This is a genomic window from Fontibacillus phaseoli (genome assembly GCF_003337355.1).
GTDB lineage: Bacteria > Bacillota > Bacilli > Paenibacillales > Paenibacillaceae > Fontibacillus > Fontibacillus phaseoli.
Genome location: NZ_QPJW01000001.1, coordinates 405242 through 432071, shown reverse-complemented (window position 1 = coordinate 432071; position 26830 = coordinate 405242). Strand labels below are relative to the sequence as shown.

Genomic DNA, 26830 nt, shown 5'->3' with positions numbered 1-26830 from the left:
TCCTACAAATATATAATCCGGTGCTTTCCCGTTACATCATAAGGAATTACAGCCAAGTCGTCAATCCAGTCAGCTCCGTAACGATTCAAATAATAGAAAATGTTATAAACCCGTTCCTGCGGTTTACCGAGCGGGAAGAGCGAGAGTTCAATTCTGTCGAAGTGACGAAGCCCCGCTTCATTACTCTTTTCAAGCGCATCCTTGGCTTTTCCGCGCAAATAATCGATCTGATCGATGATTTTGTCCCGGTTGGCGTTGCCGAGCTTGGTCAAACCGGCTTGAATGCCGCCCAATTGTTCGATCAATGGATCATACATGCCGGTAAATGCCACCTTGATTTCATCGAATCGTTCCGAGAGATGAAGCGCATCCTGTCCGGAGAGCCAGGTCTCGCGTTTGGCTTGAAATACCTCACGATCCTTGACATCCTCCCAGCGGAGACTGTATTTATCCATATGCTTCTGAAGCGTACCTTCCAGGAGCGTAAAAGATTCCCGGGGGAGCAGGATCGGCATTTGCATATCCAGACGGCGGAACGCCCCGCGGGTCAAGCCCCAGTATGCTATTTCACCGGCTCCCAGCACCGTGCCAAGGACCGGCAGCAAGGAATCCTGCATAAGAGGCCGGGTCAACACATTGTTGCTGAAACGCTCAGGATGATCATGTAGCCGTTCAAGAAGTTCCTGTTTAGTCAGAACGACCTTCTCTTTCCGGTCGCAGAACTTGCCTTCCTGCTTAAACAGCAGCAATCGCTCACCCTCGTGTATGTAAAACAGATTGGCCCCGTTCTCCCGGGCATCCGCTTGAAGGGAGTGGCCGAGACGAAGCATATCGTGCGCCGCCTCCAGGTAAGCTTCTTCAAGTTCGTCGTTACGCGTAATCATCGTTTCGAATACAGGAATTTCAAGCCGTCGCAATTCCGTAGCTGCGGAATCCAGCAGGATGAGTCCGTATTTCCCAAACCAGTGCCCCATGAGCTTCGCAAAGGACTCGCTCAGCGTGACCGATGAAGTCGCGCTGTGTCGATATAATTCCAGCAGGCCCGATTTGAACTCGGTCTCCGGAAGCAGCTGTTCCAGCTCCCCGGCAACTTGTTCCCATGACTCGGCACTCAACTCGCTCCAGCTAACCGGCAAGCCTTGTTCATGCTCATGCGCAATCCGGATCCGTGTTACTTGCAAATCTTGCGACAAGACATAAGTATGATTGACTTCGTCCCAATCATGATCTTCCCCGGCGATCCAAAACACGGGTACGACCGGACGGTTCAATTTCAAGGCAGCTTCTTTAGCCGCCTTAATAATTGTTACGGCTTTATAGATGACGAGCAGCGGGCCTGTGAACAGACCGCTTTGCTGTCCCCCCACGATGACCGCCGTACCCGGTTGTTCCAGCTGATCGAGATGACGGGTAACCGCTTCATGCGGATTATGCTTCAGATTGAATTCGCGTAGCTGGGTCACAAGCTCCTTTCGACCCACACGAAGCCGATCGCTTTGATCCAGCCATTTTAGTCTTTCGCTCCAGCTGTTATCGTCAGCCGGATTATATTGATAGAGATGACTTACTTGTGAAAAATCCTGAATGAGCGCTTCCGCCAGCGGTTGCCCGGTTGGCAGCGGCTCCTGAACAATATTCATCAGAGTTTCGATCCTCCTGTCTCTTCTCAAAGGTAGACTCTTTAAAAATATAGCACACCCTGCAAATAATCGCTAAACAGGAATAGCCTTTTTGATGCTACCTTATTATAAAAAGGCTCCCGCACCTCAAGAAACGGTGCGAGAGCATCTTATGATCTGAATCCGGCTTATCCGGAAACAAAGTTATTTGTTCGGCATCGATACCCAGTGGCCTTTGGAAACTTCCACGAGTTCCGAATTGTCGAGATCAAACGCGCCACCGCTTGAAACCCCGTCTTTGGCCGAAGCAATCGGACCGTTGGCGCTGTCCTCTAGCAAAATCCGCTTCTTATTGGCTTCCACTTCCGGGTCCGGAATCGGAATCGCAGACAACAACGTTTTGGTGTAAGGATGAAGCGGGTTGGCATACAATTCTTCGCTCTCCGCCAATTCTACGATTCGTCCCAGGTACATAACGGCAACACGGTCACTGATATGTTTGACCATAGACAAATCATGGGCAATAAACAGATAGGTCAAGCCGAGGCGATCCTGCAGATCTTTAAGCAGGTTGACGACTTGGGCCTGAATGGATACGTCGAGTGCGGAGATCGGTTCGTCGCAAATGATGAACTTCGGATTTACCGCAAGGGCGCGGGCAATCCCGATCCGCTGGCGTTGTCCGCCGGAAAATTCATGGGGATACCGCGTTGCATGGTCCGGGTTTAACCCTACCATATCAAGCAGTTCCTCCACGCGTTTTTTCCGTTCGGCACGCGATCCGGCAAGCCCGTGAATATCCAGAGCTTCACCGATAATATCGGTAACCGTAAACCGCGGATTGAGCGAAGCGTACGGGTCTTGGAAGATCATCTGCATATCGCGGCGCATCGCCTTCATTTTGCGCGGCGACAACTGATTGATGTCCGTTCCGTTAAAACGTACGCTTCCGCCTGTCGGCTCGTACAAACGGAGAATGGTCCGGCCGGCCGTCGATTTACCGCAGCCAGATTCGCCCACAAGGCCAAGCGTTTCGCCCTCGGCAATCGAAAAACTGATATTGTTGACGGCTTTAAGCACGTTGCCTCCGCCGACATTGAAATATTTCTTCAATCCTTCAACTTCGATCAGGTTTTTGCTCATGACGACTGTCCCTCCTTGGCCATCGGGTGAAGATCCCAGCAACGGGCCATATGGGTGTCGCTGAATACAGTCGCCCCCGGATCGATGCGTTCGCAAATCTTCATAGCCTGTTCACAGCGTGCCGCAAACGGGCAGCCGATCGGTGGCTTGATCAGATCCGGCGGAGTCCCGATGATTGGAATCAGCGGCTCCCCCTTCTTCTGGTCAAGACGCGGCATCGATCTTAGCAAGCCTTTTGTATAAGGATGCTGCGGGTTTTTAAAGATTTCCCATTTCGTGCCGGTTTCCACTACTTCACCGGCATACATAACGATAACCCGGTCACACATGCCGGCAACTACGCCCAGGTCATGCGTGATCAGAATGATGGATGTGCCGAGACGCTGCTGCATCTCCTTCATGACATCCATGATTTGCGCTTGGATCGTAACGTCCAACGCGGTAGTCGGTTCATCCGCAATCAGCAGCGCGGGACGGCAAGCCAGCGCGATTGCAATCATCGCGCGCTGCCGCATACCGCCGGAAAATTCGTGAGGGTATTGGTTAAAGCGGGCTTCGGCATTATTAATGCCGACAAGCTTCAACATTTCAATAGCCTGTTTTTTCGCTTCGCCCGCTGACATTTTCTGATGTTTGATGAGTACTTCAGTAATTTGTTTGCCTACTTTAATAGTAGGATTCAAAGAGGTCATCGGATCCTGAAAAATCATGCCAATATCTTTACCGCGAATTGCTTCCATCTGTTTGATGCTTTTTTTGAGCAGGTCCTGTCCCTGGAACAGGATTTCACCTTGCTTGATGATTGACGGAGGGGACGGGATCAGGCGCATGATCGTTTGGGCCGTTACGCTCTTGCCGCTGCCGGATTCACCTACGATCGCAACCGTTTCTCCTTTACCTACTTCAAAGTTCATGCCGCGAACGGCTTTCACTTCGCCGCCTTTCACTTGGAAAGAGACGTGCAAATCTTTGACTTGTAAAATCGGCTCCATCATTCCACCTCCTATTTCTTCAGTTTAGGATCCAACGCGTCACGAAGACCGTCGCCAAAAATATTAAACGCCAACATCGTCAAACTGATGACAATGGCCGGGAACAGCATACGCCAAGGGTAGTACAACCAGCCTGTGAGGGCATCATTGATCATCGAACCCAGTGATGCGATCGGTGCCTGTACACCGAGACCAAGGAAGCTAAGGAAAGCTTCGGCAAAAATCGCGTTAGGTACGGACAATGTCACCGTAACGATAATCGGGCCTACCGCATTCGGCAGCAGATGGCGGAACAAGAGACGTCCGGAACCGGCACCCATCGAACGGGAAGCAAGCACGAACTCGCGGTTTTTAAGTTGCATAATTTCACCGCGGACAATCCAAGACATGTTAATCCAGCCTGTAATCGTCAGAGCCAGAATAATCGTCCCCAAACTCGGTTCCATTACGACAAGCAACAAGATGGTTACCAGCAAGTAAGGAATGGAATACAGAATTTCGGAAAACTTATTCATGATTTCATCAACACGGCCGCCGAAGTAGCCCATAATACCGCCGTAAATGACACCGATAAACAAATCGATACATGCGGCAGCAAAGCCTACGAGCAGGGATATTTGCGTCCCTTTCCAGGTACGTACCCACATATCGCGTCCGAGATCGTCCGTCCCGAACCAGTGCGTAGCGGATGGACCTTTGTTCGTATTCAGCAGATCATTCGAATAATAGTTATAACCATGTACCCATTTTGAAATCAGCGGACCTACAAAGGCAGTGATCGTAATTAACAGCAACACGACAAGCGCGGTCATCGCCATCTTGTTACTGCGCAGACGCTGCCACGCATCGCGCCAAGCGGAAATACTTTCGCGCTGGATCACTTCGGCTTCTTTTTCATCGGTACCGATTTTTCGGAAATCATCGGGAGTCAAATCGGCCGGAGTCGTCATCACTTTAATTGAATTCGTATCCATCCTTTATCCCTCCTTCCCTTTCGTAAGCTTGATCCGCGGATCAACGAAGACGTAAGCGATATCCGTAACGAAACGCGCCAACATCAACAAAATGCCGTAGAAAATCGTAATCCCCATAATGAGCGGATAATCGCGAACGCTGATCGCTTGCACAAACTGCTTGCCGATCCCGCCGATACCGAAAATTTGCTCAATGACAACCGAACCCGTAACGATGTTTGCCGTCATCGGTCCAAGATAAGTAACGACCGGCATAATTCCATTGCGGATAACGTGACGGAACAAAATCGCCATCCAACTCAAACCTTTTGCCTTCGCGGTCTTGATATAGTCGGCATGCAAAACTTCCAGCATGCTCGAACGCGTCAAACGAGCGATAAAAGCAATCGGCTGTGCGGTCAAGGCCGCAACCGGCAATACGTAATACAACGGCCCTTTAAAACCCATCGTGGGCAGCCAATGTAATTTTGAAGCAAAGACATATTGCAGCAATGAGGCTACCACGAAGCTTGGGACAGCAATGCCCAATACCGCCAGCACCATGGCCACGTTATCGATAAGCCGGCGATGATACAAGGCGGCAAGCATTCCCAAAGCCACCCCGACGATAACGGCAACGACGATCGCCACAACGCCTAGCTTCAAAGAAGCCGAGAAAGTTTGACCGATAATTTTGGATACATCTTGATTGATCATTTTCATCGAGATGCCAAAATCCCCTTGGACAATATCACCTAAATATTTTACATACTGCTGAATGACGGGCTTGTCGAGTCCATATTGCTCATATAGACGCTCTTGAATCGCAGGCGGCACCTTTTTCTCCGATGTAAAAGGATCGCCTGGAATGGCTTTCATCAGAAAGAAGGTGGCTGAAATCAAAATAAATAGCGAAACCAACATGAAAAAAAACTTATTGGCTACATAACGTACCATGCCCGTTAACACCTCCTCCTAATAAAATTTCGACATATTTCGATTTTAGGTGAAACAAACCGCTTTGTCTATTCCATTTGATTGTATAATCATGAAATCCTTGGGGAACTGCCGCACACAAAAAAAACGGGATATATATGGAATACCCACATATATATCCCGAAGTTGCTATTCGCTTCGTTCTTGCATATGCCTGCTGATTGGAATTACTTTTCAGTCAGATAAGCGCGAGAGTAGTCAACGCCGCCACTGAAATCAAGCACTACGCCTTTCAGATAAGGCTTCTCAGCCGAAACGTTAGTGTAATAGTAGATTGGCATCAAAACTTGATTGTCTTTAATCAGAATTTCTTCTGCCTTCGAGAAGTTAGCGTCGCGTGTCTCTGCTTTATCAGTAGATTTCGCTTCAGCAATCAATTTATCGTATTCTGCATTGGTGAAACCAGTGTCGTTGTTACCGCCGCCGGTTACCCACATATCCAAGAACGTCATAGGATCGTTGTAGTCGGCAGTCCAGCCGGCACGAGCCACCTGATAGTTCAGGTTTTGACGGTTTTCGATAAATACGCCCCATTCTTGGTTTTCCGTTTTCACGTTAATGCCAAGATTTTTCTTCCACATGTCTGCAACAGCAAGCGCAACTTTCTTATGCGCGTCACTGGAGTTATAAATCAAAGTGATTTCAGGAAGTTTTGTATAGCCTTTTTCTTGCATACCTTGTTCGAGCAATTTTTTGGCTTCTTCCAGGTTTTCCGTGAAGTAGTCGTCTTTGTGTTCGTTACGATATTCGTCGTTAACGCCTTTGATGCCCGGAGGAACATAACCGAATGCAGGAAGTTGTCCGCCGAGAGTTACATTATCGACAATCGCTTGGCGATCGATGGCCATTGCAAAAGCTCTACGGATATTTACGTTATCAAACGGCTCAGCCGTCACGTTAAATTCGTAATAGTACGTACTTGCGATCCCTTTAATCCCCAATTCATCTTTCAATTGATCTTTAAGGATCGGAATTTGGTCGGTTGGAATTTCACCGTTAGGATGACCTACGCGATCCAACTCGCCGTTTTGGTAACTAGCCAATTCAGTTGCGCTGCTGTTTACCAAAGACATAGAAATTTTGTTAAGCTTGATGCTGTCTTTATCCCAATAGTTTTCGTTTTTGGTCACTTCGATCGTTTGGCCTTTAATCCAGTTAGTCAGAGTAAATGCGCCGTTTACGATCATTTTGCTAGCGTCAACAGCCCATTTGTCATCATCCTTAACGGACGAGTGAACAGGATAATACGTATAGAAAGAAGTCAGACCCAGGAAGTATGGAGTAGGAGCTACGATTTCCACTTCAAGCGTGTAATCATCGATCGCCTTTACGCCGACTTGGCTGAAGTCCGTAACTTTTCCTTCATTATATTCTTGAGCATTTTTAAGGTAATACAACTGATAAGCGTATGGAGCGGCCGGTTGTGTGTTCGGGCTGAGTACGCGTTCCCAAGCAAATACGAAATCCTTCGCGGTTACAGGGTCGCCATTGCTCCATTTAGCATCTTGACGAAGATGAAAAGTGTACTTGGTTCCGTCAATTTCCCATTTCTCGGCAGCAGCCGGTTGCGGTTCACCGGAATCATCCATGCGCGTCAAGCCTTCGTACATGGTTTTCAATACCGTGTTGGCTTGGCTGTCTTGCGCTTGAGCCGGGTCGAAAGTAGGCGGCTCTGCACTCAGGTTGATTCTAAGCGTTTGATCTGCGGCCAACTTCTCATCACCGCTGTTAGCAGCCTTTTCGCCACTGTTGGAAGTTGCGTTGTTACCGCCGTTTGAGGCACTATTTTTCTTGTCGTTCGATCCGCATGCCGCTAGCAGCGTACCAACCGCAAGAACTAGTGTCAAAAGCAGTAATAGACTCTTACTCTTCTTCATCTTGCAGTGTCCCCCTTAAAAATTGTGGTATATGTTTTTAGATTATACAACCAGCGGTCAAAAAAATCCAACATAAATTTTCAGAAATTTAATCATTGGTTAATAAAAAGGACTATTTATTTAACAAAATAGTCCATTATACAATATTGACTTTTTCTAAGCTTAACAATTAACCAAACATGTCATAATTTTATGTAACAATTTTTTCTCTTTAGCGCGACCTATGCTCCGCTAATATATGTAATGAAGCTAATGAGAAAAAGCAGGATATAAGCGACGCCGGTTCCGGCGAAAGTCAGTCTCCATACTGCCCTTACCAGCCTGCGCATATCCACCTTGCCTTTCAAGCGGTTTTGCGCCCCTCCGATTAATCCGGTCGCAATCAACAGCACCAGTAAGATAAGATAAAAACCGAATTTGGAACCGAAGACGTTGTTAAACAAGGCAGAAACGGACAGGATCAAAAACAGCGTTGTCACATCCATAGCCAGTTTTACCGCAGCCTTTTTATCTTTTTTTACATAAGAAGCAATAAAATAAACAAGCACAAAGGGAATGACGGGTATGATGGCGAGAATGATGACAGACGTGAGCAAAATACTCAAATTTCCACCTCCTCAATGTATTTACCGGGTTTACTTGCCGGATAATGGTCCTCATTCTTCAAGACCGTATGCAAAAGGTTACTTGCTCGGTGAGTTACTATAATATTATATCTCTTCTGAGTCTAAAGAGCGCTGATCAGCCGCCAGAGCGTTTCATGTCCAGGGATATGAAGATTTACCTTTCGGGCCATTTCAACAAGACGGCCATTAATGAAGTCAACTTCCGTCGGGGAACCCTCGAGAACATCTTTTAACATGGATGAAGTATTCGCAGCAGTAGAATGGCAAACCGCCGCGATCGTGCCGTACATATCCGGATCAACGGAAATTCCATAGGCCTGGTAGACCGCCACCCCTTCATCGCAAAGCTGGCGCATCAGATCCGTACGCTCATTTCTTGCCAGTAATTCTCCATTAGGGATTCGCAACAGGGCGGTTAAAGGGTTTATAACGGCATTGATCAGCAGTTTTCTGTAAATCTCCTTATCGATGTCATTCGACAAAAAGACGGCGAATCCTGCCTTTTCAAGTCCAAGAATCAAACTTTCCGCGTTTTCTCTTCCAATTCGGTCCAACTCCGCCAGACTTCCTTGCTCCCTTTTTTTCAAACCCGCAGATACCGGGATCCCTACTTCCGTCTTTCCCAGTCCTGCGCGTTTCACATTGCCTCCGCTTGTCCGTTTCGCTCCTTCGGTAGTAACAACCGCATAGAGATATCTGTCAGGGAAGGCCGTCTTTATTTTTTCAAGATGTCCGACTCCGTTTTGATAACAAGCGATTTTCGTCTTTGGCCCCATAATTTCACCCATAGCCTTCAACAGCCGATCATCGATATGCCGCTGCTTCACGGTCAGTAAAATCCAATCCGGAGCGCGGTCTCTCCCATGTTCTGCCGCCTGATGTAGCGTATGCGCCGCAAAGCTGCCGGAATCAATAAAAAACTTTGATTCTTTGGGCCCCTCCACTTCAAATCCTTCCCTATTCAGCATCTCTGCCTGTTCGGGAGTTCTCGTCCAAAAAGCAACCTGTTCGCCGGCGCCCGCCAGCATCCCTCCAAACAACATGCCGAGAGCACCCGCACCGATAATATCTATTTTCATACTTTCTTTCTTCCTTTCCTTAAAGCGACCGAAGTTCCCTACTTCTTTTATACCAAACCTCCCCCCAAAAATACAAAACAACTCGCGAAGGGACTTTCCGGCCAAAATTACACAAAAAAAAAACCTGCCTCAGAGGCAGGATTTTAATTTGAAGCTTGACTATTCGATTCGTTCCAAATTCCCATTCGCATCCATTTTGAATCTCGTTTTTGCATCCTCTTCTTCTTCATTAAGAAAAGCCAAACGGCGGGCACGATCCATAATCTGAATTAACGCTTTGTAATCGTCATTAACCACCCGGTAGTCGGTCTGCACTTCATTTACTTGCGTGGATAAATGTTCATTTTCCTCGCGAAGTCTGGCAAGCAGATCTTCCTTTTCCCTCAGTTCTTTCTCAAGAGATTTAACATGCCGGCTCGTATCCTGAATCGTGCTTTTCCAGCCGCGCAAAAACCGGATCACGGCGTCGATCGAAATGGTCTCTTCCGTTACCCCTTCACTTCTGTAATTCCCTTCATCCAGTTCGACCGGAGCCAGCGAGGATATCGCCGGATTTCCCGCAATAGATCCTTGCTTCTTTAAATAACTCCGTTTTTGCCGCTGAGCTTTGGCAATGCCGATCGCCGCCTCATACTTTTTGCGGACGCAACTGTTCCACCGGAAGCCGCACGCTGCCGCCGTTCTCCCGATACGCTCTCCCACTTCCTCAAAGGCAGTCAATTGAGTGCTGCCCTCCCGAATATGGCGCAGAGTCACTTCCGCCAAAATCAAATCATCTTCCGCACTCCACGCATCTTGTCTCACCGCTGTCATGCTATAAAAACCTCCTAACGACATCCTAATATAACCGTCTTCCGGCCGGCTGTTCCGGCAGGCGTGCTGGTAAAAAACTTCTTACTCCATTTCTATGCCTCTCATAGAGTTCATAGAATCTATTTGATACTAAAATGTATTGCCAAATTAAAGCGCCTCCATACCTCATTTTAAAAAAACTAAATAAGCACACATCATTCACAAATATCAGGCAATAATATAAGTCACACAACAAGCCTAAACTTTCTAATTATTATCGACTTTTCGTTTACACTTGTTGGGGGAGCGGGTATAATGAGGTATAGAAATCGGTAGACGTGTATACATAGGAAAGGGGGATTTTCTCTTGGCACGCATGTTCCGCGTTCTTGGCTTTTTTACACTGGCCATCGGACTAATGGCTTTTGCCGGCAACCTGATTGAAATGGCTTTGCTGTTCTTCCTGCAAACCGCCTTCTTCGTACTGTTCGGTTACCTGAAGTTCACGGAAAGAACGTATATCTTGCTCTTCTGGGGATATATGATTGTAGCCTTTACAGGCTTCAGCTACTGGACAATCTTTCAGATGGGAATGCCGCTATAATCCCCTCTGTTCCAAAACTAAAGGCGATCCGGCTCATCCGGAGCGCCTTTTTTCATTTTTTGCGAAAGTTTAAAAATAAATAACATACTGATATTTGATTTACTGATATCATATATATGGATGAAATCCTATATGGGGAGAGTGGATCGAATTAACAGAGTAATGTCGGCATTTTTCCTCTCGATATCGCTAACGGTCGCCCTCTTGCTGCCCGCACGATTAATGGCCGCCCCGATGTCGGACGAGGAGTTGAAAGTGCTGCAAGAAAGCTTATCCATCGTAGAGATCGACAGGGAAATTGCCCGAATCGAGAAAGAACAGCAGCTAACCGAGCAGAACATTCAGCAGCTTGAGCTGCAACTTAAGGATAAGAACAATCAGATTCGCGGAAATCAGGAACAGGCGGGCAAGCGACTTGCTGCTTATTATATGGGCGAACGGGAAACACTGCTCTCAGCACTGCTATCCGCTAACAGTCTGAAGGATTTTTTCTCCATGCTGGACTATTATCAGTTGATCGCGGAAAGAGACCGGTATATTTTGAACAGCTATAAAACGGAATATGCCGATTTGGCAAAGACGAAACGCAAGCTCGACAAATTATCCTCCGATCTTGATCAAATGAAAGCAGGGTTGCTGCAACAGCGCAAGCGCGTCGCCCTCCTGCAACAAAGCGTTGACGGATCACTCAGCGCAAGTGTAGACCCCGAGAAATTGAAAGAAATGATTCGGGAGCTAACCGTTTATTGGGAAAATGTCGGTTTGTATGAAGTCCGCCGGTATTTCCGGGCACTTTCAGCGGCAATGTCCGGATTTCCCGACTTTTTGAAGGATCACGAAGACAGCCTATCATCCGATAAGGAAGGTTATATTTTAACGGTTAAGGAAGAGGATTTGAATAATTTCCTTCACGGCAGAAACGAACTTTTGAAGAACATGTCCTTCGTCTTTGAAGACGAACGAATTGTCGCGCAAGGCCGCAGAGAAGGTCTTGAACTGAAAGTGGAAGGCCATTATACCGTTGAGAACGAGCCGCAAAACTCGATTACGTTCCATGTGGACCGACTTCTGTTTAACGGTCTTGAGTTGCCGGATACTACCCGGCTAGAGCTTGAGAAAGACTTCGATCTCGGATTTTATCCCAAAAAAATAGTTCCCTTCGTCGAAGCCACCGAAGCGGAAATTCGTAAGGGAACCCTGATCATAAAGTTAAAAATCGCTCTATAACCTGAATATTGTCTATCGTAATTATAGGAAGGAAAAGTACTCATAATTGATTTAACTCGTTCAAATAAGATTTGGAATTGAGTTTCCCGTAAAAAAAAGTGGATGATAGCGCGGCATACTTTTCTATCAGATTGGGAATTCCGGAGCCCACGGGCATCGGAATTCCCTTTCCGTTTACGAGGGATGCCGGAATCCATGAGGGAAGCCCGTTTCGCGACGCCTGGTAATACATTGTTTTTAAGACGGGCAGATGACCAGTCAATTCATACCACCGGCGCTGCTGCAACTGCGATGTCATCGCCGAAATCCATAGCCCCGCCGCCTCTTTATTGTTTGATCTGGCCGAAACGGCAAAACTTCTTCCCTCGACCCACATCCCTGCCGAGTATTCCAGATCAGGGTATTTTATTAGGATATTGGGGTTCTGATGACGGTTTGCATCGCTCCACCTCACCAAGGCGAGAGGGATTTCCCCGCTGTAAAGTCGGCTCCAGGTTTGCTCTTCTTCTCCCGACTCCCGGAAATCCTTTAAAAACGGCCGTAGTGCATCAAGCTGTTGAACAGCTGCTTCAAGCTCTCCCGTCGTTTTGAACAAGGAAGCTGAGACTGGTGGCTTGGACTGCCCCGTCAACTGCCACATAAGGGACATGGCGGCATACGGATCGTTAAAATCCAAGGCAAACAAAAATGGTGATGTCGGTTGTTTTATAAAAGTACTAATGAGTTCTTGCCAGCCGTTAGCGGATGAAGGAAATTCCGTTCCCATTTCTTTTAGCTTGTTAGAATGATACACCCAAACATAGGGATCCGCATCCATCGGAACCGCCCATACATATCCGTTCCATTCATTCTGGCTCAAGGAAGCGCTTAACACTTCACCTGTTAAAGATCCCGAATAATAACTTTCCGTTGGCAGCAAATAACCGCCGGCCGCAAATTTCCGAACCCATATATTATCGAGCAGCAATACATCCGGAGAATCACCCAGTTCCAGCTCTTGCCGCACCGTGGAGTAATCTTTCCCGGCAATAAGGTTCGACAATTCGACTTCAATATGATATTCATCCGCAACCTCCTCATTCAGTTGCTGCAGACGAGAAAAGTCAGATTCGGGCAATTGAACCGCGACCGATATTTTGCCCGGAGCTTTCTCCTTCTCCAGGTTTTGCGGCGTAATCGGTTCCCTCTCTCCCTGGTCTTCGGATTTCATCAAAGTCGATGTTTCGCTCGGCGACAAATTGATTAAGGCTAGCAAAAGGATGGCAAAAAGCACCCAATGGTTTTTTCGCTTCACAACCTGTTCTTCCTCTCCGCTTGGTAAACCCCATAACTCAATCCCCTCTATTGTAACAAATCTCCCTGAAGATTGTCCTTACAAATCATTACAAAAAGACTACTTATAAATTACAAGGGGCCGGAGGCTTGCGCCTTCGGCCCTTATCGTCAACTGCAATTTCCGCCGATTACAGCAGGTCCGCCGCCAATTGGGCCAGCTTGGAGCGTTCTCCTTTTTCCAATGTAATATGACCGCTGATTCCCTGTTCCTTAAATCGTTCCACCAGATAAGTCAGCCCGTTGCTCGCCGAATCCAGATAAGGATGATCGATTTGTTCCGGATCGCCCATCAAAATGATTTTGCTGCCTTCACCCACCCGTGAAACAATCGTTTTTACTTCGTGACGGCTCAAATTTTGAGCTTCATCCACGATGATAAATTGTCCGGGAATGGAGCGGCCGCGGATATAGGTCAATGCCTCGACCTGAATGCTTCCCAGCCCCATCAGAATCTTCTCGATGTCACCGGATTTTTTCGTATCGAATAAATACTCAAGATTATCGTAGATCGGCTGCATCCAAGGGCGAAGCTTCTCCTCCTTTTCTCCAGGCAAATAGCCGATATCCTTGCCCATTGGCACAACCGGGCGGGCAATCAGCAATTTTTTATATTTATGGTCATCTTCCACTTTCAATAACCCGGCCGCCAAGGCAAGCAGCGTTTTACCCGTTCCGGCCTTCCCTGTAATGGTCACCAGCGGGATATCGTCGTTCAGCAGCAACTCCAGCGCCATCCGTTGTTGGGCGTTTCGGGCGCTGATTCCCCAAATCGGATCATTGCTTAAATACAATGGCTCGAGTCTTGAACCATCCCCATTGACCCGGAGCAAAGCGGACTTCCCGGTCCCCATTTCATCTTTTAAAATAACGAATTCATGCGGATACAAAGTATAGGGAAGACCTAGCGGCTTCACCGGCAAATAACGGTACGAATAAAACTCATCGATGACGGAAGGATGCACCTTGACTGTCGAATATCCACTATATAAATCGGTTGGACCGACGGTCCGATCGGACAAATAATCCTGCGCGTTCAATCCAAGAACATCCGCCTTGATTCTGACAAGGACATCTTTGCTCACCAGAACGACCGGGCGGGAATCATGTTCCTCTTGCTGTTCGAGGTGGTAGTTCAGCGCAACCGCTAAAATCCGATTGTCATTCGTTATTTCAACGAACATCTCCTGCACTCTGAGAAAGCTGCGATGGTTCAGTTCGACCTTCAGCATGCCGCCGTTGTCCAGTTGAACTCCATCGTGCAAATGTCCTTTTTCGCGAAGGCCATCCAATAATCGCGACACCCTGCGAGCATTTCGCCCGATTTCTTCGGCATTTCGCTTCTTGGAATCAATCTCCTCCAGAACTACCGCAGGAATGATCACCTCATGCTCCTCAAAAGCAAAAATCGATCCCGGATCGTGCAACAAAACATTGGTATCGAGCACATAGATTTTCTTCACGGATTATCCCCTCCACCGAAAATCGTCAGCCTCTAATTCGCATACATACTTTTCTCCGTCCGGGAAATGTTAAAACGTATAGTTTCCCACAAGATTTCTATGGAAAGGACGGTAGCAGTTCATGCGAATATGGCTGTGTTTGTTGTTGACAATATTCCTGCTTACCAGTTGCGCTACAGCAACTAAAAAGGCATCACCCTCTCCTCAGGATCAAAACAACAATGGTCCGCGGGTTCAAAGTACGAATGACGGGATTAGGAATATGAACGATACCGGTGCCGGTGCAATGTCGCAAACCGAACGCCAAAACCATCTGGAAGAGCTTGTTAAACGCGTGCCAGGTGTCAAAGGGGCCCACTGCGTCGTTATGGGCAAGACTGCAGTTGTCGGTATTGATGTGGACGCAGGGCTTGAACGGGCCAGGGTCGGAAGCATTAAATATACGGTAGCGGAAGCGCTCCGCAAAGATCCTCAAGGCGCAGGAGCGGTGGTCACTGCCGATATCGACCTGAACCAGCGGATCGCGGAAATCGGACAAAAGATTTCCGGCGGCCATCCGATCTCCGGTTTTGCTAATGAGCTTGCCGACATTATCGGACGCATCATTCCGCAACTGCCGGGCGATACGGTTCCCAGGGACACCAGACCTGCCGGTAATAACGGAACAGGCAATCTTAACGGCAATACCGACAATGTACCAGACAATAACGTAACCGGTACACCTCATGAGAACATCCGCAATAACCAACGCGGAACCAAAGAGATGCAAATCGCGCCAGGCAGATAACAGGGATGTCCCAAAAGAAAAAGCCCAGCGAAATATTCGCTAGGCTTTTTTCATGGCGGCAAACACTTGGTTGTCCAACAGTTCCGCCGCACGCTGATCATATACTTTGGCATAGGACGGCGCGGATGCGAGCTGTGCTCCATAAAACAGAGCATTTCGCACCGCTTCAATCTTCATGTCGAAGCAGCACATTTTGAAGGGAACCCCTTCAAGCGGGTCCTGAACGACTTCGGCTTTGCCGTTAATAGCGTAAATCGTCTCATCGCCGAAAACGGTAACCGTAATTCTTGGATGCGCCTTGATATTTCCGACCAGCCTCGAACGATGATCGATCGCAAAGCGCAGGGTGGAATGATCCACGGCATAAATCCATGAAACAGCGCTTGAAGTCGGTCCGCCGGACTCTTCGTCAACCGTACTCAACAGCACAAAAGTTTCGGACTGGAATGCAACGTACAACGGTTCAGACAATTGAGTAACGAGTTCAGACATAGCGCCAGCCCTCCTGTAGTACATATCATCCTGATACATGTTCAAACTATTTTCATATAGCTAATAACTAATTGTATTATACCATGGCCGAAAACTTGCCTTCAATCGTCAGTTGCCTGCTTGTACCGAACTTTCGTCGGTCTGGGGCGGCGCTTTCGTCCCGGCAAGCTCATTTTTGAGCGCTTGCTTGGCCTGCTCCAGTTCGTTGTCGTTCAAGTAAACGTATGGGTTTTTCCATTCCCCGGTTACCGGCACGAAATCAACGTTTTCTTTGGAAATATTCCAATAAGCGGAAATGATATTTTTCATCTGTTTGGATTCCAGGTCGGTCTCCATGTTTTTGCCGACCGACTCGATCACCTTGCCTGCGCCGAGCACCCCGTTTAACGATTTCGCCTGATCGATCAGGGCATGCAGCACTTCGTTCTGGCGGCGATTGCGGTCAAAATCGTCCGAAGCCTTCGTTTTCGGTTTGCAGTTGGTCTTCCGGTAGCGGACATAGCCGAGTGCATCCTCGCCGTTCAAATGCTGCGGCCCCGCGATCAGGTTGATATCGGTCCCGTCGGCCGTATCGCGGTAACACATGTTGGCATCCACATTTACGTCAACGCCTCCGAGTGAGTCAACGATGTCGCGGAAGCCCTGAAAGTTCAGGACGGTGACATAATCGATCGTCAGTCCGAAATATTTGCCCATCATCGTCTTCATTTCCTGTTCGGCGGAGTTACCCGATTTCTTCTCCGCCGCCAGGAATTTCGGATAAAAGGCGTTCAGTTTGTTCGTCTTGTAGCCGTCCATTTCAAAACGGGTATCCCGAGGTAAAGAAACGACGGTAGCCGATTTCGTATCCGGGTTCATGGAAATCACCATCATAACATCGCTTAGATGCGTCCCGGTTTCAGGCCGATAATCCGTCCCGAGCAGCAGCATCGTGAGCGGTTTTGTTTTCGCTGATTTCTCCGGCGCTACATTTGCAGAAGTCCCTGTATCGTCAATCACCTTGTCCACCGTGAGCCATAAAAATCCTACGTACGCGCCCACGCCGACAACCGCTAAAATTATAATGCTTAACAGTACCTTCAAAAAGGTTTTGGCACCGGATTTCTTTCTTTTCTTTGAACTTTTACCTTTAGGAGCTACTCCTTGGTTCTTTCCCCGTGGGGGCAAACCGCTGCGATTAGAACTCATGAAATCTAACACCTAATTTCGTCTGGATTAAGTCGCATGAATTATGACGAATAAAGTATCCGGAAAGTTACAGGATCTGTATCCTGGGCCTACTCCTGCTTGTTCACAGTGGACGGCGCAGGGGATGACTTATCCTTCCGGTTCCGGCGTCCTTCCACAAAATAACGGATGCGCACCATCAACATCAAAACTACGGCTACGAGAAGACATTGAATAATCGGCAGCTTGTCGATCTGGAAAATAAGCAGAAGGAAAGAACCGATCGCCATAAGCAGGTACAGAATGATCTCCTTTAGAAGCGGAAGCTTCTGCTGGGTGCGGAACACTTTGTTATACACGAAAATCACAAGCACATAAATGACGATGTAGGATATTACCGGATTTTGCGCAAACCAAGCCTGCAAGACGGGTCCCTCCTTCAATATCTTTATTCTTTAATCATTATTATAGATTGGCTTCAGCATTTTTGCGATGCTTTTCAGCACGTTCGCGTTCGCTCTTGTTCAAGATTTTCTTGCGGAGACGCACCGATTTCGGCGTAATTTCGCAATATTCATCATCGTTCAAATATTCAAGCGCCTGCTCCAGCGAGAAGAGCCGCGGCGTTTTCATTTTAACCGTTTCGTCTTTAGTCGCCGAGCGAACGTTCGTCAATTGTTTTTCTTTACAAATATTAACCACGATATCATTGTCACGGGTATGTTCCCCTACGATCATGCCCTCATAAATCTCCGTTCCCGGCTCCAAGAACAGAATACCGCGATCTTCGATGGACAAAATACCGTACAGCGTCGAAACGCCGTTTTCGCTTGAAACGAGAACACCTTCATGACGTCCGCCAACCTGGCCGCCGATCAGCGGTCCGTAGCTGTCAAATGCATGGTTCATGACGCCGTAGCCGCGAGTTAATGTAAGGAAGTGCGTGCTGTATCCAATCAGGCCGCGGGCCGGAATCAAGAATTCCAGACGGACTTGGCCGGTTCCATTGTTGACCATATTGACCATTTCGGCTTTCCGGGATCCCAAGCTTTCCATCACGGCGCCCATGCTTTCTTCCGGCACGTCGATCAGCAAACGTTCAACCGGCTCCATTCTCATGCCGTCGATTTCTTTGACGATAACTTCCGGCTTGGATACTTGAAGCTCATAGCCTTCACGGCGCATGTTCTCAATCAGAATGCCAAGATGCAACTCACCGCGTCCCGATACGATAAACGCATCAGGGCTGTCCGTTTCGTCGACGCGCAGCGAAACGTCCGTTTCCAATTCTTTAAACAACCGCTCGCGCAGCTTACGGGAAGTGACCCATTTTCCTTCGCGCCCGGCGAACGGGCTATTGTTGACCAGGAATGTCATCTGCAGGGTCGGTTCGTCAATCTTCAGAACCGGCAATGCTTCCGGCTGATTTGGATCCGCGATCGTTTCACCGATATTGATATCCTTGATCCCTGCGATCGCCACGATATCGCCGGCCCCGGCTTCTTCGATTTCCACCCGGCGAAGCCCCTGGAATCCGAAAAGTTTTTCAATCCGTGCCGTTTTCTTGCCACCATCGCGCGTCATGACCGCCACCGGCTGACCTTGACGAATTACGCCACGGTTGACACGGCCGATTGCAATCCGGCCAAGATATTCGTTATAGTCCATCAAAGTTACGAGAAATTGGAGCGGTTCGTCTACTTCTTCCGTAGGAGCGGGAATATGGTCGATGATCGTTTCGTAAAGAGCCAGCATGTTTTCGTCCTGTTTTTCAGGGTCCATGCTGGACGTTCCGTTCAGGGCGGATGCATAAACAACGGGGAATTCGAGCTGTTCATCGTTTGCTTCAAGCTCGATAAACAGATCAAGCACTTCGTCAATAACTTCCGCAGGACGGGCTGCCGGACGGTCAATCTTATTGACGACTACAATCGGAGTTAATTGATGCTCAAGCGCTTTGCGGAGCACGAATTTGGTCTGCGGCATGCAGCCTTCGTAAGCATCGACGACAAGCAGCACGCCGTCGACCATTTTCATGATCCGTTCCACTTCGCCGCCAAAGTCGGCGTGTCCCGGAGTATCCACGATATTGATCAAATAATCTTTATAAGTGATCGCTGTGTTTTTCGCCAAAATAGTAATTCCGCGTTCGCGTTCCAAATCGTTGGAATCCATCGCGCGTTCTTGGACGGATTCATTTTCCCGGTAAATACCGGATTGTTGAAGCAATTTGTCGACCAGTGTCGTTTTACCGTGGTCTACGTGAGCAATAATCGCAATGTTGCGGATTTGATTTCTTTCATGCATGTGTTTTCTCCATATCCTTTCGTCTCTGTTTCTTATTCTGAAAAGCTTTAAACAGCCTGAATCGCCATAAAACAAGCGTCGGACGATTTTTTACCCCGACGCTTGGACATATCCCTTATATTATACGCAAAATCAAAAAAAATTCAAGAACTTGCCATACATCACCAACCGCGCCGGCTTTTCCCCCTCGCCGCAATCAACCAGATGCCCCCAATGATAAGTACGGCGGCAACTAGATAAATGAGCGCAAGCGAGAACAACGTAACACCCAGCAATACGACCGATACGGCTCCGAGTATCACGGCAGCAATCAGAACGCCCTTCTGACGGACGGGAGAGAAAAATTCATACTCGTAAAGCCCGACCGCGATCCCGAGAATAAATCCGGGCCAGGTGTACTTCAGCGTGCTCCAGCCTCCGATGTTGGCGATGATAAACAAAATGCCGTATACCATCAGGATACCTCCGGGAAGCAAGAGCTCGGAAGGCCCTTTTCTCCAAAAATGCCACAGATGAAATATAATGCCCGGTATCAGTAACAGTAGTGGCCACAAGGCCTTTCCAAGAAAACTGAATACCCCGAGTTTCCCAAGCAGGATGATGATCCCGGCAGCCAGAATCAAAATTCCGGTCATGAGCTTGTTGTTATCGGACATCATATCACACACCTTCCAGTTGACAATGAGGGACAGGCCGCAGCAAATTACGACACTTCCCTTCTGATCTCAGTTTAAATGAAAACGTCACAAAAAACCACTCTCTCGTATACCAAGAAAGTGATTTTTTGTCACCCGTGTCCGAAGGGCCGGACGAAATCACGGTCAACGTTTCAAGTGATATTTATTTATCCAGCCGAACATAATAACGAGCACGGCAAGAACCACAGGGAGCAGGTTTGCGAAGCCGGGAAGAATCGCCGAAATCATGATTCCAAGCTGCGGATCGTGCAAAAACATGCCGCCGGCGGTATAGCCGAGAATCCCCGCTCCTGCGTAAGTCAGCACCGGCAACCGCTGCAGCCAGTCGGCAATCAAATTGCTGCCCCAAACGACAATAGGGATACTGATAGCGATCCCGATGACCAAGATGGCCAGGTCTCCTTCGGCCAGCGCGGCTATGGCAAGCACATTGTCGAGGCTCATAATAAAATCCGCCGCCAGGATCGTCTGTACCGCGCGCCACATGGTTCCCGCTTCTTTTACGCGGGAAGATTCTTGATGAGGCATAAGCAATTTAAAGGCGATCCCGGCAAGCAACAGACCCCCGGCAGCCTGAATAAAGGGGATCTGCAGTAACACAACCGCAATCCAGGTCAACAGGCAGCGGAGCAGCACCGCCCCCAGCGCTCCCCACCAGACGGCTTGTTTGCGTTGCTTCAGCGGCAAATCCTTGCTCGCCATCGCGATAACCAAAGCGTTGTCCCCGCTGAGCACCAGATTTATAATTAAGATTTCCGATAATAAAATGAACTGGTCCACGCTGATCCCCCTTTGTACAACCTCTTTTCATTTTTATGAGGCAAAGGGGCAAGCTATGCTTTTTTGTCCGCTATTAAAAATAATCTGGACAAATGAATCCATTTGGTTAATTAATACGTATATACGTCTGAAGAGGAAGTGACACACGTGGAATTTTTCAGTGCAACTTTTTTCCTGTCTCTGCTCAACATCATATTCATCGATTTGATATTGGCCGGGGACAATGCAATCGTTATCGGAATGGCGGCAAGAAAGCTTCCCAAAACAGTTCAGAAAAAAGCGATATTATACGGTACGGCTGGTGCCATTATACTTCGCATCGTCGCTACGCTCGTTGTCGTCTGGCTGCTTGGCATTCCCTGGCTCCTCGCCGTGGGCGGACTCATGCTTATCTTTATCGCTTACAAAGTGTTGGCTGATGAAGGGGATCACGATTCCGTAGATGCCAAAGACTCGCTTTGGCCCGCTGTGCGGACAATCGTCATCGCCGACGCGGCAATGGGTCTGGATAATGTGATCGCCGTAGCGGGTGCGTCAGGACAGCATACGATTCTGGTTATTATCGGTCTCTTGATCAGTGTGCCTATCGTCGTTTGGGGAAGCACTTTATTCATCAAGCTGCTCGGCCTATTTCCCTGGATCGCCTACGTTGGCGCCGCCGTGCTGGCTTATACCGCAGCCCACATGATAACCGAGGAACCGCATTTTCTTTCCTTTTTTGAGGACAACCCTTTGCTGCGGTACCTGTTTATCGCGCTCGTCATGGCCGGTGTTCTCTTTGCCGGTTATCGGAAGAAGAAACAGCATCAACGCAATGACGAAGAGAACAAGACCCAATCGCATCCGGCGACCCGGTGACAGACTGAGGTACGATATTCGTTATCAAACAAAAGATCGCTCCCAGGGCTTAACGCCTTTTGGGAGCGATCTTTTGTTTGAACACCTATTAAAACCAATTTTCCTGGATAACCTCGTCTTCGGCCGATGTTCTCTCCAACTTCTCGTTCGGCCTGATTATGAGACTCTCCGTATCTCGTACCGCGGTCTCGATTTGACCGGCCAGGTCACTCAAGCCCGCCTCGATTTTCTCGATTATCCGCAAATTCGGATTTGTCGTGGGCGATTTTGGGACAAATAAAGTACAACAATCCTCATAAGGCAAAATGGACAAATCGTAGGTCCCTATTTTCTTGGCCAGATGAATGATCTCATTCTTGTCGCTCATGACCAGCGGCCGCAGCAGCGGCAGTTCGGTAGCCCGGCCGATCACGTTCATGCTTGGCAGCGTCTGGCTGGCAACCTGGCCCAGGCTGTCCCCCGTCACCAAAGCAAGCGCCCCGTTCCGTTCGGCTAATGAAGAGGCTATTCGCAGCATCGCTCTGCGCATCAGCGTAATGATCAAATTATCCTGGCCGGTACCCGCCAATGAAGTTTGAATGTCCGTAAACGGAACGAGATGGAGCTTAATTTGGCCCGCAAAGCGCGATAACACGCCGGCAAGTTCAATGACTTTCTCCTCGGCCTTTTTGCTTGTAAACGGATAACTGTGAAAATGGATGCATTCGATTTCCAGTCCCCGCCGCATGGCTGACCAGCCTGCTACCGGGCTATCGATGCCACCGGAAAGCAATAGCATGGCTTTGCCGTTGGTGCCGAGCGGAAAACCACCGGCAGCGGGAATAACCTCTGAGTACAAATAGGTGACCTGCTCGCGGATTTCCACGCGCAGGTCAAGGTCAGGATGATGGACGTCCACTTTTAAATGGGAACATGCTTGGAGGATCGGTCCCCCCACCAATCTGTTCATTTCCTGCGAACCATATGGAAATTGCTTCCACACCCGGCGAGCGCTAACTTTAAATGTGGTTGGCTTATCGGAAGGCATGCTTTGGATAAAGGTCTTTGCCGCGTTCACGATGTCCTCTAGTCTGGAGGGAATCATTCGAACCGGGCTGATCGAAGTGATACCGAACACCTGTTTAAGCGATTCGCTGACCACATCCCAAGGTTCACCGTTCAGCACGACATAAATCCGCCCGTATTCCCGGATCACCTTTGCCGCAGGAAACGGCAAGAGCAGCGATTTCACGTGCGAAATCGCCGCTTTTTCAAACCTGGACCGGTTCTTTCCTTTGATCGTTATTTCTCCAAAGCGAAGCAGCAGCATATCATAGGATGTCATGATTTTTTCTCTCCCTTTAAATGCCGGACGCGCGATATTGACTTTCGCAACGCCTCGAGCAGACCTTCAATATCCTCTTCCGTATGTTCATCTCCGAGACTGATCCGTATGCCGGAAAGTGCCGCCTCCGCACTTTTTCCCATCGCCTGCAAAACCCGGCTAGGTTCGGAACGCCTGGAGGAACAAGCCGATTGGGTCGAGACCAGATAACCTTCTTCTTCCAGCATGTGAAGCAAAGCTTCCGCCTTCATCCCCGGGTATGAAAAATGCACGATATGCGGCGCACCGTCAAGCGTTGAGTTTAATTCCAGCTCCGGCATCGCCGAGATCTCCCCGATCAATCTCTCTTTGAGCCGTTTCATTTTCAGGGTAGTATTCCCCTCGCCTTCCTTAGCCAGCCGGACCGCTTTGGACATGCCGACGGCAAACGGAATATTTTCCGTCCCGGAGCGTCTTCCTTCCTCCTGACCTCCGCCCGCCAGCAAGGGTTGCAGGACGATTCCTTCACGGACGAAGAGCATCCCGATCCCTTTCGGTCCTCTTAGTTTATGCGCGGACAAGCTATATAAATCAATGCCGCTTTCATTAAGGGGCAGCCCTACTTTGCCGAATCCCTGTACGCCGTCCACATGAAAAAGAACGCGCGGATATTTCAACTTCAGCATCTTTCCGATGTCCGCAACAGGCTGGACAATTCCCGTCTCATTATTGACATGCATGACGGATACTAAGACGGTATCGCTCCTTACGGCATCTTCGACCTGCCGAACCGATATTTCCCCCGCTTTATTCACCGGCAAAAAAGTGACTTCCCACCCCCATCGCTCCAGTTGCCTGCAGCTCTCAAAAACGGAAGGATGCTCCGTAGCCGTAGTAATCAAATGCTTGCCGCGGCTTTCATACTGCAGGGCAGCACCCTTGATCGCCAAGTTATTACTTTCCGTCGCGCCGGAAGTAAATACGACCTCACCCGGCTTTACGCCGAGTGCTTCGGAGCAGACTTCCCGCGCTCTGCGCAGCAATTTGGCGCTTTCTTCGCCGAACCGGTGCAGTGACGAAGGGTTTCCGTAATGCCGGGCCATTACTTCTGCAATGGTCCGGGTTACTTCCTCATAGGGAGGGGTGGTGGCAGCGTGATCAAAATATTTCATACGATCCCTCCTGAACCAAATCCAATCATAATATTCACTTCAAAAAAAGACCAAAAGAAAAAACGCGAAAATCCGAGTGACCGGTGCGTTTTCCCATTTGATCTTTCACGGAATGATCCCGCTCTCCCAAGCGGTTCAGTACAATCTTGTTAAAACCAAGACTTACAATTCGTACTTTGAACGGGCAGCAGCAATTTTGGAGATATACTTCTGAGTTTCCTGAGGAAGCAGATGCAGCTTCTCCATCAATTGCTGATCATTAGTGATCCCAAGTCTCTGGAGTCTCCCCGGTCCCGCATTATAAGCCGCCAGCGCCGTGGTCTCCTCGCCGCCAAACCGTTTAAGCTGATAAGACAGGTAACGCGTGCCTCCATCGATATTCTGGGCAGGATCAAACGGGTTGCTTACGCCTAAACCGTTTGCAGTTCCGTCCATCAGCTGCATCAGTCCTTTGGCGCCTGCCGATGAAACCGCTTCGGGATTAAACGACGACTCGGTCTCGATCACCGCTTTGATCAGACTCTCCGGCACGCCATACTCCAAACTGGCTTGAGTTACCAGATCATCCATCTCTCCGCGAGTTTTGCCGATCGTAGCCGACCCCAAGGAGGAAGATGACCCCACCTGGAATCCTCCAACAACGGCATCCGGCAACATCTGTGGTAGCAAACCGTCATAAGACTCTCCGTAGGTAAGCGCAGATAATGGAAGCTTGCCCACCAAGTCTTCCGACTCAGAGCGTCCTTCCGACATCATCATTTCCTGTAGCAATATATCAAACAAGGAGCCTTCGTTTTCCGCACCGATGCGGGTGGCCGTATTCCCTTGCAGATCGATATCGGTTTTGGTTTGAAGCTGAATCAGCTGCGTCATAGTACGTGGATCAATTTGCATACTCGCTTGCCCCTCTTCTTGGTCCAAAGGTGTTATACCCTGTATTTTACACTTGAAGTGAAAACTTGACCACCCATTTATCGAAAATTGTAAAAAAAGCAAGTCGTTTCTTAGGGTAAAAGACCGACGTCATCGACGCCGGCCTGGGAATGGGTGACCTTGAGCAAGCTTTTAACGGGTAAAGGGAATGAGAACGAAATAGCTTAGGGTAGCGACAACTCCGAGGCCGATCGCCCAGGCACCGGAAGTTTTATTTCCCTGGCTGTAGGCGTAAAATCCCATTACGGCTGCCAGTGGCCCCAATATAATGGACCACATAAACAGCGCGGCGATCCCGAATCCGACTCCTATATACCCGACCGTTCTCCCCGCCGTCGCTGTTCCGCTGTCAGAGCGTTCGATGCGGGTATCGTCAGATTTCCGCCGTTCTCTCCGGACATCCCGGTTCACAGTGTTCATCGGCACTACTTCGGCCGCATACTCTTCCTGGTGGGTTTTTCGCGGATAATCGACTCGTTTCTTTGAGGACACGGGATGGTTTCGTTTTTCCTTGGTACGATCAGTCATCTCAGCACCTCCTGATTTAGGTCTCCGTTTTAAGACGATTTCGCCTTAAAGGTATGACAGCAAGTTGCGGAAGACGAAGCGGCAGTGTCCTTATGCTCGGTATCAAAAGATTCTCCTGCAAATTCGGCGTTATAGCTCTTGTCGGCGTGCTGATCGATGTCGATCATGATCAGGTCGGCTTGGCAGACGTTCTTCTCGCCCCAATAGGTACAATTCGATACGCTGCATTTGACTATGGGTTTGTCGCCATTTGGCATTTTGATCACCTCACAATTCATTTTCTCCGGACCTCAGTAACCGTATGCGGGTTACGCATTGTCAAATCGAAGCAAATCCCCCTCAAAGCGGGACCCAAGAAAACAAAAAAGATGCCATTTGGCATCCTTTGAACTTTGAACTATTTATTGGTTGTAAGCGGGTTTATCCTGACTTTTCCGCATCCGAAGCTGCGTTAAATAATCGCTTTCGTAATATGACAATGCGTCACGAAGTTCTTCGAACTCCCCGGTGATATCCAAAATCAGGTCCCTTGCCGCACGAACCGGCTTTTTGCGGAATCGGATGGCGTCCTGGCCCGTATAAGCATACCGCCCGTCCTCGGAGTAACTTTCATTTTTCGGATAGAAAAAACGGTTCACGCAATCATGATAAACCTGGTAGAGCACCTTTTCCGCAGATTCCTGGTCAAAAGTCCCCCGGCGCAGCACGATTCCCAGCTTTTCCTTACACACTTCCGAAAATACAAGCAAATGCCGAAGATCACATAAATAACCCTGGTAAAAAAGAATCGTTTCTTCATCCTGCCCTTCAGCCAGCTGTTGCAACGGAGTATGATTTAAAAAAGTTTCCATTTTACCGATCGCGGTACTTAATTGTTCTTTCGCGGATACGCACAGTTGCTGGATGTTTCGTTGTGACATGAATTACAACTCTCCCTCTTCCGTGAGCCGTCAGATTCCGGCATTTTGTAGTTTGTCCTTTAACGGATTCATCGTAACATAAAACAGCTGAAAGCGGTATCCTCCAGGCAAAGATTCCAGAATAAAACGTCCGGTTTCACCTCATTCTATGCCTATCGTTGTATTCTGCAAAGGAGGAAAGT

Annotated in this window: 27 protein-coding genes; 4 read left to right on the top strand and 23 right to left on the bottom strand. The window is 48.6% G+C overall.

Features of this window, described 5'->3' with window-relative positions; all coding sequences use genetic code 11:
* Window positions 1–2 precede the first annotated feature (2 nt).
* From bshC to DFP94_RS01980, 9 genes are all read right to left on the bottom strand, one after another.
* On the bottom strand, window positions 3–1640 hold the full coding sequence (gene bshC / locus DFP94_RS02020; protein ID WP_114494769.1) for a bacillithiol biosynthesis cysteine-adding enzyme BshC: 1638 nt from the start codon (window positions 1638–1640) through the stop codon (window positions 3–5).
* Window positions 1641–1823: 183 nt separating this feature from the next.
* Window positions 1824–2762, bottom strand: a complete 939-nt coding sequence (locus DFP94_RS02015; RefSeq protein WP_114494768.1) for an ABC transporter ATP-binding protein — start codon at window positions 2760–2762, stop codon at window positions 1824–1826.
* Window positions 2759–3754 carry an ABC transporter ATP-binding protein gene (locus tag DFP94_RS02010; RefSeq protein ID WP_114494767.1) on the bottom strand — a complete coding sequence of 332 codons (996 nt, stop codon included), beginning with the start codon at window positions 3752–3754 and terminating at the stop codon, window positions 2759–2761. The genes DFP94_RS02015 and DFP94_RS02010 overlap by 4 nt, the downstream gene beginning before the upstream one ends.
* An 11-nt stretch (window positions 3755–3765) precedes the next feature.
* On the bottom strand, window positions 3766–4728 hold the full coding sequence (locus DFP94_RS02005; protein WP_114494766.1) for an ABC transporter permease: 963 nt from the start codon (window positions 4726–4728) through the stop codon (window positions 3766–3768).
* A 3-nt stretch (window positions 4729–4731) separates the two neighbouring features.
* Window positions 4732–5664: an ABC transporter permease gene (locus tag DFP94_RS02000; RefSeq protein ID WP_114494765.1), complete on the bottom strand. Its 933-nt coding sequence runs from the start codon at window positions 5662–5664 to the stop codon at window positions 4732–4734.
* 206 nt (window positions 5665–5870) lie between these two features.
* Window positions 5871–7580: a peptide ABC transporter substrate-binding protein gene (locus DFP94_RS01995; RefSeq protein ID WP_114494764.1), complete on the bottom strand. Its 1710-nt coding sequence runs from the start codon at window positions 7578–7580 to the stop codon at window positions 5871–5873.
* 221 nt (window positions 7581–7801) lie between these two features.
* Window positions 7802–8185 carry a DUF3397 domain-containing protein gene (locus DFP94_RS01990; protein ID WP_114494763.1) on the bottom strand — a complete coding sequence of 128 codons (384 nt, stop codon included), beginning with the start codon at window positions 8183–8185 and terminating at the stop codon, window positions 7802–7804.
* Between the two features lie 122 nt (window positions 8186–8307).
* Complete coding sequence (locus DFP94_RS01985) at window positions 8308–9285, bottom strand: ketopantoate reductase family protein (protein WP_114494762.1); 978 nt, start codon at window positions 9283–9285, stop codon at window positions 8308–8310.
* Between the two features lie 159 nt (window positions 9286–9444).
* Window positions 9445–10098, bottom strand: a complete 654-nt coding sequence (locus tag DFP94_RS01980; RefSeq protein ID WP_114494761.1) for an RsfA family transcriptional regulator — start codon at window positions 10096–10098, stop codon at window positions 9445–9447.
* Window positions 10099–10444: 346 nt separating this feature from the next.
* On the opposite strand from DFP94_RS01980, the gene DFP94_RS01975 reads away from it, so the two are divergent.
* A complete protein-coding gene (locus DFP94_RS01975) occupies window positions 10445–10681 on the top strand; it encodes a DUF2626 family protein (RefSeq protein ID WP_114494760.1) in 237 nt (78 codons plus the stop codon).
* Between the two features lie 141 nt (window positions 10682–10822).
* Window positions 10823–11908 carry a coiled-coil domain-containing protein gene (locus DFP94_RS01970; RefSeq protein WP_245954416.1) on the top strand — a complete coding sequence of 362 codons (1086 nt, stop codon included), beginning with the start codon at window positions 10823–10825 and terminating at the stop codon, window positions 11906–11908.
* Between the two features lie 40 nt (window positions 11909–11948).
* Here the strand turns inward: DFP94_RS01970 and DFP94_RS01965 are convergent, their stop codons facing one another.
* Window positions 11949–13202, bottom strand: coding sequence for an extracellular solute-binding protein (locus tag DFP94_RS01965; RefSeq protein ID WP_114494758.1), 1254 nt, complete (start codon window positions 13200–13202; stop codon window positions 11949–11951).
* 169 nt (window positions 13203–13371) lie between these two features.
* On the bottom strand, window positions 13372–14703 hold the full coding sequence (locus DFP94_RS01960; RefSeq protein ID WP_114494757.1) for a PhoH family protein: 1332 nt from the start codon (window positions 14701–14703) through the stop codon (window positions 13372–13374).
* A gap of 121 nt (window positions 14704–14824) precedes the next feature.
* Between DFP94_RS01960 and DFP94_RS01955 the strand changes: the two genes are divergently transcribed.
* Window positions 14825–15490, top strand: a complete 666-nt coding sequence (locus DFP94_RS01955) for a YhcN/YlaJ family sporulation lipoprotein (protein WP_114494756.1) — start codon at window positions 14825–14827, stop codon at window positions 15488–15490.
* Between the two features lie 39 nt (window positions 15491–15529).
* Here the strand turns inward: DFP94_RS01955 and DFP94_RS01950 are convergent, their stop codons facing one another.
* The 6 genes from DFP94_RS01950 to DFP94_RS01925 all read right to left on the bottom strand — a co-directional run bounded on the left by DFP94_RS01950 (window position 15530) and on the right by DFP94_RS01925 (window position 20934).
* Window positions 15530–15982 (bottom strand): pyridoxamine 5'-phosphate oxidase family protein, encoded by a 453-nt coding sequence (locus tag DFP94_RS01950; protein ID WP_114494755.1) that lies wholly within the window; start codon window positions 15980–15982, stop codon window positions 15530–15532.
* Between the two features lie 108 nt (window positions 15983–16090).
* Window positions 16091–17170, bottom strand: coding sequence for an LCP family protein (locus tag DFP94_RS01945; RefSeq protein ID WP_114494754.1), 1080 nt, complete (start codon window positions 17168–17170; stop codon window positions 16091–16093).
* 89 nt (window positions 17171–17259) lie between these two features.
* On the bottom strand, window positions 17260–17574 hold the full coding sequence (locus DFP94_RS01940; RefSeq protein ID WP_114494753.1) for a YlaH-like family protein: 315 nt from the start codon (window positions 17572–17574) through the stop codon (window positions 17260–17262).
* 40 nt (window positions 17575–17614) lie between these two features.
* Window positions 17615–19456, bottom strand: coding sequence for a translational GTPase TypA (gene typA, locus DFP94_RS01935; protein WP_114494752.1), 1842 nt, complete (start codon window positions 19454–19456; stop codon window positions 17615–17617).
* Between the two features lie 161 nt (window positions 19457–19617).
* Window positions 19618–20115 (bottom strand): hypothetical protein, encoded by a 498-nt coding sequence (locus DFP94_RS01930; RefSeq protein ID WP_342768204.1) that lies wholly within the window; start codon window positions 20113–20115, stop codon window positions 19618–19620.
* Between the two features lie 162 nt (window positions 20116–20277).
* Window positions 20278–20934: a TerC family protein gene (locus DFP94_RS01925; protein WP_114494751.1), complete on the bottom strand. Its 657-nt coding sequence runs from the start codon at window positions 20932–20934 to the stop codon at window positions 20278–20280.
* A gap of 147 nt (window positions 20935–21081) precedes the next feature.
* On the opposite strand from DFP94_RS01925, the gene DFP94_RS01920 reads away from it, so the two are divergent.
* Entirely contained in the window at window positions 21082–21792 is a 711-nt protein-coding gene (locus DFP94_RS01920) for a TerC family protein (protein WP_114494750.1), read from the top strand.
* An 88-nt stretch (window positions 21793–21880) separates the two neighbouring features.
* Here DFP94_RS01920 and thiI read toward each other — a convergent pair whose 3' ends face one another.
* The 6 genes from thiI to DFP94_RS01890 all read right to left on the bottom strand — a co-directional run bounded on the left by thiI (window position 21881) and on the right by DFP94_RS01890 (window position 26648).
* Window positions 21881–23116, bottom strand: a complete 1236-nt coding sequence (gene thiI / locus DFP94_RS01915) for a tRNA uracil 4-sulfurtransferase ThiI (RefSeq protein ID WP_114494749.1) — start codon at window positions 23114–23116, stop codon at window positions 21881–21883.
* Window positions 23113–24267, bottom strand: a complete 1155-nt coding sequence (locus DFP94_RS01910) for a cysteine desulfurase family protein (protein ID WP_114494748.1) — start codon at window positions 24265–24267, stop codon at window positions 23113–23115. The genes thiI and DFP94_RS01910 overlap by 4 nt, the downstream gene beginning before the upstream one ends.
* A 162-nt stretch (window positions 24268–24429) precedes the next feature.
* Complete coding sequence (locus DFP94_RS01905; RefSeq protein WP_114494747.1) at window positions 24430–25161, bottom strand: lytic transglycosylase domain-containing protein; 732 nt, start codon at window positions 25159–25161, stop codon at window positions 24430–24432.
* 171 nt (window positions 25162–25332) lie between these two features.
* Window positions 25333–25728: a hypothetical protein gene (locus DFP94_RS01900; protein ID WP_114494746.1), complete on the bottom strand. Its 396-nt coding sequence runs from the start codon at window positions 25726–25728 to the stop codon at window positions 25333–25335.
* Between the two features lie 29 nt (window positions 25729–25757).
* Window positions 25758–25985, bottom strand: coding sequence for a DUF1540 domain-containing protein (locus tag DFP94_RS01895; protein WP_114495735.1), 228 nt, complete (start codon window positions 25983–25985; stop codon window positions 25758–25760).
* A 144-nt stretch (window positions 25986–26129) separates the two neighbouring features.
* Window positions 26130–26648, bottom strand: coding sequence for a DUF3907 family protein (locus DFP94_RS01890; RefSeq protein ID WP_114494745.1), 519 nt, complete (start codon window positions 26646–26648; stop codon window positions 26130–26132).
* Between the last annotated feature and the right edge of the window lie 182 nt (window positions 26649–26830).